This window comes from bacterium, from assembly GCA_035527515.1.
Taxonomy (GTDB): Bacteria; B130-G9; B130-G9; order B130-G9; family B130-G9; genus B130-G9.
In genome coordinates this window covers 1-11552 of record DATLAJ010000159.1, presented here as the reverse complement: position 1 = coordinate 11552, position 11552 = coordinate 1, and the positions used below count along the sequence as shown (strand labels likewise).

Genomic DNA, 11552 nt, shown 5'->3' with positions numbered 1-11552 from the left:
TACACTCTACTATGGCGACAACCTTGAGGTTCTAAGGTTGCACGTCAAGGATGAGTCGGTTGACCTGGTCTATCTCGATCCTCCTTTCAAGAGCGACCAGAACTACAACGTGCTCTTTGCGGAGAGAAACGGGACGCGGTCCCCTGCGCAGATCAAGGCGTTCAAGGATACTTGGACTTGGGACCTGGAGGCCGCGGAGGCCTTTGAGGAGGTCGTGGAAAGAGGCGGCAAGGTGTCTGAGACGATGCAGGGCTTCCGGAAGCTTTTGGGCGACAGCGACATGCTCGCCTACATCTCCATGATGGCTCCGCGCCTCATCGAGCTGCGTCGCGTTCTGAAATCCACCGGGAGCATATACCTGCACTGCGATAGCACCGCCGGCGCGTATCTCAGGCTTCTTATGGATGCAGTTTTCGGGCCGCAGAATCTCCAGAACGAAATTGTGTGGTACTACCGTGGAGGCGGAGTGTCCAAGCGACGTTTTGGCCGGCGCCATGACGTGATCCTTTTTTATTCGAGGAAGCCGACTGCCAATCGGCCCTTCAACGTTGATGCTGTTCGGACGCCGTATTCACCCGACACTGTCGAGAGATTGAAGTATAAGGCAAAGGCATTTCGGGGCGACAAAGTATATGACTCATACGAGCCTCACCCAGAGGGCAAGCATCCCGATGACGTCTGGTTGATGCAACCCGTGATGCCATCTGCCAGAGAGCGGCTTGGCTACCCGACGCAGAAGCCCGAGGCGCTCTTGGAGCGGATCATCAAGGCGAGCAGCAACGAGAGCGATCTCGTTCTCGATCCGTTCTGCGGTTGTGGCACGACCATCGCCGTTGCCCAGCGCCTCAATCGCCGCTGGATTGGCATTGATATAACGCATCTGGCCGTAACGCTGATGAAGTATCGACTTGAGCATACGTTCGGCGAGGGAATCAAGCAGGAATATGAGGTGATCGGCGAGCCTGTCTCGATTTCAGGGGCGATGCAGCTGGCCAAGGAGAACCCATATCAGTTTCAGTGGTGGGCGCTCGGGCTGCTGGGCGCAAGGCCCGTTGAGGAGAAGAAAGGTGCTGACAAAGGCATCGATGGCCGGCTCTATTTCCACGACGAGACGAAGGGCGGCAAGACCAAACAGATCGTTTTCTCGGTCAAGTCGGGGCATGTTACGTCCTACATGGTGCGAGATTTGCGTGGGGTAGTTGAGCGCGAGGGCGCCGAGATCGGCGTTTTCATAACGATGCTAGACCCAACCAAGGACATGCGAAGCGAGGCGGCGGGCGCCGGTTTTTACGAATCAACAACTTGGCAGAAGCGCTATCCGCGCATTCAGATACTTACGATTGAGGACATCTTGCGCGGCAAAGGCATCGATTGTCCGCCGCTTAAGCGAACCAACGTTACCTTCAAGAGGGCGCCCAGAGCCAAGAATGACGACACTGACGACTCTAACAACCTGTTCGATTGAGTTAATGCTCATTTGGGAGCGGCCCGCGGAAGAGGCGCTGTCTATTGTCTGATAGGGTGGCTCGCCGCGAGCTGATAAGCCAAAAGGCGCGTGCGAAGGGCTACGAGGTCGATGCGCTGCGGCTCGGGTGCGGTTGGTCGCGCGAGGACCTCTCTCGCCCGCTTGCACTGGTCGAGAGCTGCTTTGGGCATTCTCATCCTGGGAGTATCCATCTCGAATCGGTTGCTCAGAAGGCCTACGAAGGTCTCTTGCAGGTGGGCGCAAGGCCAGCCCAATACTTCTGCTCCGATGTCTGCGACGGCATAACGCAGGGAACCGAGGCAATGCGTCTCTCGCTCGCATCCAGAGAGGTGATAGCTCTTGCGGCCGAGCTGCACGGAAAGTCCGCCCACGCCGATGGCGTGTTGTTCGTCTCGAGCTGCGACAAGGCCATTCCGGGACATCTCATTGCCGCTTCCAGGCTTGACCTTCCGACCGTTTTCGCCCTAGGAGGCGTGATGTCGCACGGCGCCTCGTTCAGGACGCTTGAATCGGTCGTCGATGCAAGGCGGCGGCTCGAGCGTGGAGAGATGAGCCAGGCAACGTGCGATGCGCTCTATGACGACGCCTGCCCCAGCCCAGGGGCGTGTGCTTTTATGGGAACCGCCTGCACAATGCAGATTTTGGCCGAGGCCCTGGGGCTTGCTCTTCCGGGCTCTGCACTTTGTCCTGCGCGGTCGCTTGAGCTCTTGCGGCTGGCACAGAGGTCAGGCCAAGCTCTCGGCCATCTCATTGATAAGGGCATCAGATTCAGCGACATCATGACTAAGAGCTCTATTGAAAACGCATTGACGGTCCTCGCGGCGGTCGGTGGATCAACTAACGGCCTGTTGCATCTGGCGGCGCTTGCCACATCGATGGGGATGGAGTTCTCGCTGAGGCGCGCGGATGAGGTCTTCGCTAGGACGCCTTTATTGTGTGACGTCAAGCCGTCAGGACGATATCCCTCTGACCTGTTCTGGCAGGCGGGGGGGGTGCCGAGGCTCATTGACAGCCTTGCCGGCTTCATTGACGGGAGTGTGATGACCATCACAGGCAGAACGCTCGCACAGTCTGCACGTGACTATCTGAAAGCTCACCCAACCACACTTGCGGAGGGTTACTTGAGCAGATTCGGTCTCACTCCTGAATCGATCGTCAGACCGCTCGATGATCCCGTCAGGCGGACTGCACCGATTGGGATTCTATTCGGCAACCTTGCGCCGCGGGGAGCGGTGGTTAAGTGGACTGGGGCTGGTGACGAGACTCGGTTCTTTCGGGCGAGGGTCTTCGATGGCCAAGAGCGCGCGCTTAGGGAGATAGTCTCGGAGAAGGTCGAGGCCGGGGATGCGATAGTCATCCGCTATGAAGGGCCGAAGGCGACAGGCATGCCTGAGCAGTTTTACGCGACCGAGCTCTTGGCGATCAACGAGTCGATAGCTGAGGATGTGGCCGTCCTGACCGACGGTCGTTTTTCTGGCGCTACCAGGGGCGTCTGCGTGGGGCATATCTCGCCCGAGGCGGCCGCGGATGGGCCCATCGCTCTGCTTGAGGACGGGGATACTGTCCTGATCGACCTTGTCAGACGGAGGCTGGACCTCGTTGGCGACAGGGATGGCAAGATGTCTGAGAGAGAGGTTTTATCTCTCTTGGAGCGACGCCGCGCGTCGTTCAAGAGGCCGGCTCGCAAGCGACATAAGGGGCTTCTCGCGATATACACTTCTCTCGCCTCGTCAGTCGAGCAGGGCTGCTTGATGCTGCCGCCGGAGTAGCCGTTGAGCCCTGATTCGTTGGATACAATAGCGCAGGCTGCCGAGCTGCTCGGCAATGCGAGGCACGCTGTTGCGCTGACCGGGGCTGGAATCTCTGTCGAAAGCGGTGTTCCGGCGTTTAGAGGCAGTGCCGGACTGTGGGACAAGTATCCGGCGGAGGAGTATGCTACTCTCGAGGCGTTCGTAGGGAATCCCAAGAAGGTCTGGGCTCTCTTCAAGGAGCTTTACGAGATTCTTAAACGTGCTGAGCCGAACGCCGCCCACGTTGCGCTCGCCCAGCTTGAGGCGGCGGGCGTTTTGAAAGGCGTAGTAACCCAGAACATTGACAACCTCCATCAACGTGCGGGGAGCAAGAACGTCATAGAGTTCCACGGGACCATGTCGGAGCTTGAGTGCCTGAACTGTGGCTCCACTGTTCAGTTCGACGAGAGTTTACTGACCGTTGACGTGCCCTGCTGCGCCTGTGGCGGCGTTTTGAAGCCCAAGGTCATTCTCTTCGGGGAGACGATTCCGTTCTCGGCGCTTGAGGAGGCGGAGCGAGAAGCGATGAGCTGTGATTTGATGCTCGTTATTGGGACCTCGGCGCAGGTTGTTCCGGCGTCGGTCCTTCCACTGGTGGCGAAGCGGTGTGGTGCGGCGATCATTGAGATGAACGTGGAGCGGACGCATCTTTCGGAGCACCTCGCGGACTTGAGCGTGTCGGGCTCCGTGGGGTTGACGTTGCCGAAGGTTGCCGAGCAAGTTTTGGCTGGGTATATTGGTTCTCCGACTGGTCGATAGTCGGTAGTTTTTTCGCCAATGGAGTCGAGACCATGAAGTACAATCCTGCCTTGATTCGCAACCTCGGTATTATCGCGCACATTGATGCCGGTAAGACGACCTTCACAGAACGGGCGCTGTTTTATGCGGGGCAGACGCACAAGATGGGCGAGGTTGATGAGGGCTCCACGGCGATGGACTGGATGGAGCAGGAAAAGGAGCGTGGCATAACCATAACCTCGGCTTCTTCAACGTTTGACTGGAGAGGTTGTCAGTTGAACCTGATTGACACGCCAGGCCACGTTGATTTCACGGTGGAGGTCGAGCGCAGCCTTAGGATACTTGACGGAGCGGTCGTGATCTTTTGCGCCGTTGAGGGTGTTGAGCCGCAGTCCGAGGCCGTCTGGCATCGCGCGGACAGGTATAAGCTTCCCAGGATAGTCTTCGTCAACAAGATGGACAGGGTTGGAGCGGACTTTTTCTCTGTCCTTAAGACGATGTCAAAGCGGCTGAAGGTCAATCCCGTCCCGGTCCAGATTCCGATTGGTGCGGAGGCCGAATTCGTAGGCGTAATAGACCTTCTGGAGATGAAGGTGCTTCGCTGGAACGCTCAGGATAACGGGCAAACCTATTCCAAAGAGCCGATACCTAAACCCAAGCTGAAACTGGCACAAAGATACAGGGACAGAATGATTGAGGCGATCGCGTGCACTGATGAGTCGCTTCTGGAGAGCGTAGCCAACGGGGCGGACGATGTTGCGCCCTCAACGCTTCGGGCCGCCCTTCGCGCCGCGGTGATGCGTTCGGAGCTTGTGCCAGTCTTTTGCGGTTCTGCGCTCCGCGACATAGGTGTCCAACCCGTGCTCGATGGCGTGGTTGAGTATTTTCCCTCTCCCATTGAGGTCCCGCCGATTGTCTGTGAGAACCTTCTGACGCGGAAGGTCGTGGACATAGAGCCAAACGTGAATGACCCTTGTGCACTTCTCGTTTTCAAGGTGATGCACCTGCAGGATAGGGTGAAGGTGTGGTTTTGCCGAGTCTATTCTGGTGTCGTTCAGGAGGGTGATATTCTCTACAACTCGACGAGAAAGGTCGCCGAGAGAGTGTCGCATGTTTTGAGATTATATGGTCCCAAGAAGGAGAGGATCACCGCTGCTAGGCCGGGCGAGATAGTGGGCCTTGCTGGTCTCAAGAATAGCTATACTGGGGACACATTGTGCAGCAGTGTTAGGCCTATCGTCTTTGAGTCGATGGACTTCCCGGAGCCGGTCGTTTCCATAGCGATAGAGCCGAGAGCTCAGAGCGATCTGAAGAAGATGCATTCGTGCCTCGGCCATCTTCACTCGGAGGACCCGACTTTCCACGTCAAGCAGAACAAGGAGACTGGACAGACGGTTATATCAGGGATGGGCGAGCTGCACCTCGAGGTCATCGTTGAGAGACTGAGGCGGGAGTTTAGAGTTGAGACGAGGACTGGCCGGCCCCAGGTGGCTTACAAGGAGGGCATCAAACAACAGGGGACGGGGACGGGTGTTTTCTCCAGAACATCCGCCTCAAGCGCACAGTCGGCCACCATCACGCTCCTCGCCAAGCCCGCGCCTCGTGGGCGCGGACTAGTCATAGAGTCGGACGCTGACCTCGACGAGAGATCAGCCGGCAGATACGGTGCGATCAAGAGAGCCCTGAACGACACCATGAATGCCGGGGTTCTAATGGGTTACCCTTTGATAGATGTTTGGACAACGATCCTGTCGGTCGAAGAGGAGAATCTGGACCGACCTGAACAGGCATACTATAACGCAACGACTACAGCGTTCAGAAAGGCGCTGCGAGATGCGCGTCCCGTCCTGCTGGAGCCGATCATGAGGGGCGAGATCATGACACCGCGCGAGTATGCCAGCAGGGTTATTGAGGGGCTTAGCATGAGAGGCGCCAAGGTCAACGAGATTGTGGGCAGAGGCTCGCTACAGATAATCTCTGTTAGCATTTCGCTCTCGAAGACCTTTGGGCTTGCAACGCAGCTTCGCTCTGAAACTCAGGGCCGGGCGAGCTACATGGTGAACCTGTCACACTACGCAGAAGTAACATGAAATCCGAGGCATCAAACTCAGAATCCCGAGTCGGATGTTCTGACAAGACCTCCGCCCCCAGACGACCGGCCGCTCTCGTCTTTACGGTTCTTCTCTGCGTTTTCGTCTTCAAATACTATTACGAGTTTCTGCAAACAAGGCGCGCAATGCCCCTTGCGGGGAGGCCGTTTTCGCACTTTGTGATTGATGCGAGGTTCCCAAACATCCCGGCTGACACTGCGGCCAAGGTTCATGTGGGCGATCAGATGAGGCTTCGCGGATGGCCGGTCGCCATTGTCGTCGAGAAGTCGTTGGAGGAAGCTTTGGGCTCAAATGTTAGAGAGCTCCGCGTTCGCTTTCGCTCCCCGAACTGGCTCCGTTATTATCTTGACACGTCTTCTGACACCGATTTGGTTTTTAAGACAAACAGCTACCTGTTAGAGGGCAGGATCGAGCAAGTCAGCCCATAACGCTGCGGTGGACTATTCCATCCGCCAAATGGTTATGAGACGCCGGGAGTAACTTGGGTAATGCCTCAACTGGTTTGGGCGCCAGTTACGAGGTATCTACATCCTTATTCTCCAGCGCCGCGAGCCGGGCGTTGGCATCTTTGTAGTTGAAATTCACGAGGATGATCTTCTCGTAAAGTGTCTTGGCGTTGGCCGATTGCCCGGTCTTCTCGTATGCGCGGGCTAGGTTGTAGAAAATCTCGATATTATCGAGAGTTACTGGTTTATTTCCGGTAACATCAAGGAACTTCTTTATCGCAAGATTCTGCCGACCCTTGATAGAAAAAAGCTGACCCAACAGGTTCGAGGCGCTAACGTAGTGCTCAGAGCCCGGTCGCACTCTCTGGAACATTGACATCGCCTCGTCTTCCTTGCCGACTTTCATATTGGCCTGTCCCGCCTCAAAGAACTGGCCTGAGGCCTCGAAGAGTGGTGCGGCCTTTTCGTGATTGTTGGCCTTCGCGTAGTATTCGGCGGCGTGGTTGGTAGAGCCAGCCTTTTCGTAGTTCTGTGCGGCCCTTTCCCACTGGCCCGCAGCCACGAACATTGATGCGGCGGAGGAGTATTCTCCTGCCGCCTCGAACATCCGCCCCGCGTCGAGGGTCTTAGCAATCCGCTCGTAGAGCCCGGCCGCCTGAATATAGTCTTCAACCTTCTCGAAGAGTTCTGCCGCTTCCTGAATCTTCTCGGCATCGAGCGCTTTGAGGGCAGAGGCCTTGAGGGCGCCTTTCTCGTTCTCTGCACGTCGAAAGGCCTCGGCCGCCTGGTCGAAGCGTTTAGCCTCGAGCAGCATGGTAGCGGCTCCCTCGTCGTCGCCAGACCTGGAGAGCATCTCCGCGGCCAACGAAACGTCTCTTGCTGCCTTATAGAGCCTAGCCGCGGCTTTGTAGTTGCTGGCTTTCTCAAAAGCCCTCGCGGCCTTTAACGCAGCTTCTTGCCCCTTCTTGGTCAGGCTTAACGACGAAGTCCCGAAATCTCTAGAGAGCGAGTGAGCATAGACCATCTCGTAGGCGTTTGCGGCTTTTTCGTATTCCTTGGCCTCCTCAAAGAGCGCAGCAGCCTTCTCAGAATCGCCCGCCTTGTTATACATCTCCGCCGCCCTACTCGGCTCACCGCCCTTGAGATACATCTCCGCCGCAACGTAGTTCTTCCCTTTCTCGGCGGCCTTCTCAGCGGCAGAAATATACATCTCCCCAGCGATTGCCTGATCGCCTGATTTCTCATAAAGCGCGGCCGCTCTGTCGTACTCCTCTAACTTGGCGAAGATGGAAGCTGCCTGATTATATCGCTGTATTTTCTCCGCAAGCGACGCAGCAGCGACAAGCTCGTTGCCCTTGAGGTAGGTTTGCAGCGCACGATCGAACTCTCCGATAGAGTCAAGCAGTGCTCCAGCCTGACTGAAATGCCCATCGTCCATCAAGTATTCAGCCTGCCGGATCAACTTGTGCTTCTGGAAGAAATTGAGCCGGCGAGAAACTGCCCTTGACCGCCCCTCGGGGAACAATTTGCCGGCCAGGCCCTTGAGAAACAGCAAGATCATCAGCGCCGCAGTGAAGACGATAAACCCAAACAGAACCGGGTTGTCGCCCCCGCCAGACCCAAGCCAGTTATACAGTTTCGCTAACAGAGCAGCCATTAGAAAATGCCTCTATTGAGTTACAGTAACCTGCCCACTCGTCGAGCCGATGTACCCCTGTAGGTCCCTGACCTCCAGCTTGATGGTCTTCGGCCCCGGCGTGGAATAAGAGTGATGGGCAGTTTTCGTGAAAGTCCAATCCTGGTCCCATACGCCATCGTTCTCCCAGTCCCATCTGATCTTGAGCACTACCAGTGCGTCCTCGATGTCGTAGGATTCGCTCGCATCGAAGTGGAATTGTTCTCCGACTCCCGCCTCGGTTGGCGTAACCGTGAACTTGGCGACGGGCTTGTTTACACGCTGCACAACGAAGGAGCTCATGGGTGAGAAGAAGTCAAAGGTTCCTGGCCTCGCCAGTGCCGCGTAGAACGTGTATTGGCCGAGTGGTATGGTCAATGTATCCTCGATCGAGAGAATCTCCTCTGTCGCTTCAGTCTGGCTCGGCTCGATAGACATCCTCTCCGCCGTGGGTGTAGCTGACATCCACGGGAGATAAAACAGCCCGAAATCTGCCATCACAGCCACGTATCTATCAACCTCGACCGTCTCGCCGGTCCGGTTTGTGTAGCCCACTGAAACGACGAATGGGTCCTCATCTCCCGCACCCACGACATCTCGGTTTGCCCACACTCGTATTCGCGGCGGCTCCGTGCGCCCAACCCAGCCGGAGTTCGGCCCACCGTGGGCGCCCACGTCGGTTGGCGAACCGTCGAGGTCCCTATAACCCTCAATAGTATATCCAGCGTCTATGCACGGCGAACCATCAGCCAGCCTGAAATCAGCATCGTCTGGAGCGACGAAAACCGGGTCCACGTCGAGCTCGCCCAGGCCCGGGGACGGCACAAAATCGTTCCCATCGAAATCAACGTAACTGCCGTCGCTGTTGTTATATAAATTGTTGTAGAGGATCATCGGCGCCGCATCCGGCCCTGCCATTATCCCGAACCGGCACTCGGAGATGATGTTGTTGGCGATTATCGGTGCGCAATCGTAGCAGAACGCGCCTCGAACGAGATTGTAGCCCTTTCCGAAGATCACGTTGTTGGCGACAATGAAGCCTTCTGAGCCCTCCAGGTGCACCGCGTCGAACTTGTTATCCAAGATGTAGTTGTTGAGAATGGAGCCGGAGCACGACTCCACATTGACCCCGTTGTCCGTCCCAGTGATCACACTGCGATAGACCTCTACGTGCGAGTTTTCCAGCTTCATGCCGGCGTAGGCGCCGAGAACGTCGCAGTTCTCGATTGTGGCCGCGCAGTTGGCGCAATAGACCGCGATAAAAGGAGGGGCGCCTGTGATGCTATTGTTGACGATATCTATTGAGCCTGCCTCCACCTGTATGTCGTAGTAGTGGCCGAGAAGAGCATTGTCCTCCACCAAGACGCCGGATGCCTCTGAATATACGCACGACGGGTTCCCGATGATTGTGAAACCGCGCAGGGTCGTATTATTGGCCATCACGACAGCGTGATAGTAGTTGTCGCCCTGAATCGTCGTAGTATCCGGCCCCTCCCCCTCGAGGGTGATGTCGTCCTTCAGCTTGATGTTTCCGCAGTAGGGCGTTTCGCTGCCCGCTACCCAAATAGTGTCCCCGGCAGCCGAGGCGTCAATCGCCTCCTGAATGGATGCGTAATCGTCAGGGACAAGTATCGTGTTCTGTGCCCAGGCAATGCTTGCGTAAAGCGCCACGAGAAAGAGCAGCCAACTTCGATAGAACAGGCGACGAGACATTTATATCCTCCGAAATGTCGCAGAAATGCTCTAGATATTTACCTTAGAAAGATTTAAGATACGGACGGAGCCGTTCCGAGTCAATTGATTTTGCTGCACGAGAAGATCGTAGGCATGAACGCCGGTGGAGCGAGGTCATCTGGACTGTGCCAGCGTCCGGGCCATACTATCGGCTAGTTTGAGGGATTCGACCATGCTCGTGGCATCTGCAATCCATCTGCCGGCGATGTCGTTCGCGGTCCCGTGCGAGACAGAGACCCGGACGATGGGCAGGCCGACGGTTACGTTCACCGCGCGTTTTAGGCCCGCGATCTTGACAGGGATAAGCCCCTGGTCGTGATACATGGCTATTATCGCGTCAAACCTCTGGGCGCTTTCAGGCGCAAAGAGCGCGTCGGCGGGAAACGGGCCCAGCGCATCGATGCCCTCTTTTTTTGCTGCCTCAATGGCCGGGATGATCGATGCTGTCTCCTCTTTGCCGATTGTGCCGCCCTCTCCGGCGTGCGGATTGAGACCGCACACTCCTATCTTGGGTTTTTCGATACCGAAAAACATCGTCAATGTCCGCTCTGCGAGCAGGATGAGTCGCTTGACGTTTCTCTCAGTTACATGGTCATGGACTTCTGCTAAGGGGATGTGCGTCGTCAGAAGAAAAACCCGAAGCGCCTCACAGACAAACATCATTGCGAAGTCGCGCACGCCCATCGCACTTGAGATAAGCCCGGTATGACCGGTGAAGGCCACACCCGCGTCGCAGATCGCTTTCTTGGAAACAGGCGCAGTCGCTATCGCTGAGATTGCGCCTGCCTTGCAGAATCTGAGCGCTGTTACGATGTAGTCTATCGCCGCTTTTCCCGTGAACATGTCGGGCTTGCCATAATTGAGCGCAGCTTGTTCGACGTTCTGAAGGTCGATCACGAACAAGGCGGAGGGATCATCCCTCACGAGGCGCGGTATGCGGATCACGTCGCTCTCTTCGATTCTCACAAGCCTCACCTGGCAGCTCATCGCTTGAGCGACAGCCTCAAGGAGCGCCAGATCGCCGATGACGACATTATTGAGAGTTTTTTCCAGGTTCAGAAGTTCAAGGTGCGCCTTGAGCACAATCTCTGGCCCGATCCCCGCGGGGTCTCCCATCGTGATTCCGATAATTGGTTCCTGCATATCGCGCCGGAAGCTACCATTTCGGTTATGGTTGAACAAGTCCGGCCTCGCCCCGGCGATATTGACATTTAGTGCCTGATTTGTAGGCTCTTCATCATGAAAAAGTGCATCGCACGATGTGCCTATTGGGCATCTCTGCTCGCTGTATGCATCGTTCTCCTCGTGCGCCCTTATTGGGTGCAGGCGGTGGAGGCATCCCGGATGCAAGACGCATCGGGCAAGCTGATAACCGTGCCGGCTCACGTTTCGCGTATTGTTTCCCTCGCACCGAATCTGACCGAGATTCTGTGTGGCATCGGCCTTGGGGAGAAGCTCGTAGGCGTCAGCAGCTATAGCAACTACCCGCCCGCTGCTGTCCAAAAACTCCCGAAGGTCGGCGGATTCGCCTCGCTCAACGTTGAGATGATCGTGTCGCTGAGGCCTGACATC

The 11552-nt window shown here is 56.6% G+C and carries 9 protein-coding genes; 6 read left to right on the top strand and 3 right to left on the bottom strand.

What is annotated here, in order from left to right; all coding sequences use genetic code 11:
• The 5 genes from VM163_13115 to VM163_13095 all read left to right on the top strand — a co-directional run.
• On the top strand, nucleotides 1-1465 hold a 1465-nt coding region (locus VM163_13115), incomplete at its 5' end, for a DNA methyltransferase (GenBank protein HUT04820.1).
• 44 nt (nucleotides 1466-1509) lie between these two features.
• Nucleotides 1510-3255, top strand: a complete 1746-nt coding sequence (ilvD, locus tag VM163_13110) for a dihydroxy-acid dehydratase (protein ID HUT04819.1) — start codon at nucleotides 1510-1512, stop codon at nucleotides 3253-3255.
• 18 nt (nucleotides 3256-3273) lie between these two features.
• Nucleotides 3274-4035 carry an NAD-dependent deacylase gene (locus VM163_13105; GenBank protein ID HUT04818.1) on the top strand — a complete coding sequence of 254 codons (762 nt, stop codon included), beginning with the start codon at nucleotides 3274-3276 and terminating at the stop codon, nucleotides 4033-4035.
• 32 nt (nucleotides 4036-4067) lie between these two features.
• Nucleotides 4068-6104, top strand: coding sequence for an elongation factor G (fusA, locus tag VM163_13100; GenBank protein HUT04817.1), 2037 nt, complete (start codon nucleotides 4068-4070; stop codon nucleotides 6102-6104).
• Entirely contained in the window at nucleotides 6101-6553 is a 453-nt protein-coding gene (locus VM163_13095) for a hypothetical protein (GenBank protein ID HUT04816.1), read from the top strand. Before fusA ends, VM163_13095 begins: the two co-directional genes overlap by 4 nt.
• Before the next feature lie 85 nt (nucleotides 6554-6638).
• On the opposite strand, the gene VM163_13090 is transcribed toward VM163_13095, so the two are convergent.
• From VM163_13090 to pdxA, 3 genes are all read right to left on the bottom strand, one after another.
• Complete coding sequence (locus tag VM163_13090; protein HUT04815.1) at nucleotides 6639-8228, bottom strand: hypothetical protein; 1590 nt, start codon at nucleotides 8226-8228, stop codon at nucleotides 6639-6641.
• A 12-nt stretch (nucleotides 8229-8240) separates the two neighbouring features.
• Nucleotides 8241-9959, bottom strand: a complete 1719-nt coding sequence (locus tag VM163_13085) for a right-handed parallel beta-helix repeat-containing protein (GenBank protein ID HUT04814.1) — start codon at nucleotides 9957-9959, stop codon at nucleotides 8241-8243.
• Nucleotides 9960-10094: 135 nt separating this feature from the next.
• Nucleotides 10095-11162: a 4-hydroxythreonine-4-phosphate dehydrogenase PdxA gene (gene pdxA / locus VM163_13080; GenBank protein ID HUT04813.1), complete on the bottom strand. Its 1068-nt coding sequence runs from the start codon at nucleotides 11160-11162 to the stop codon at nucleotides 10095-10097.
• A 162-nt stretch (nucleotides 11163-11324) separates the two neighbouring features.
• On the opposite strand from pdxA, the gene VM163_13075 reads away from it, so the two are divergent.
• Nucleotides 11325-11552, top strand: a 228-nt coding sequence (locus VM163_13075) for an ABC transporter substrate-binding protein (GenBank protein HUT04812.1), incomplete at its 3' end; no start/stop codon positions are given.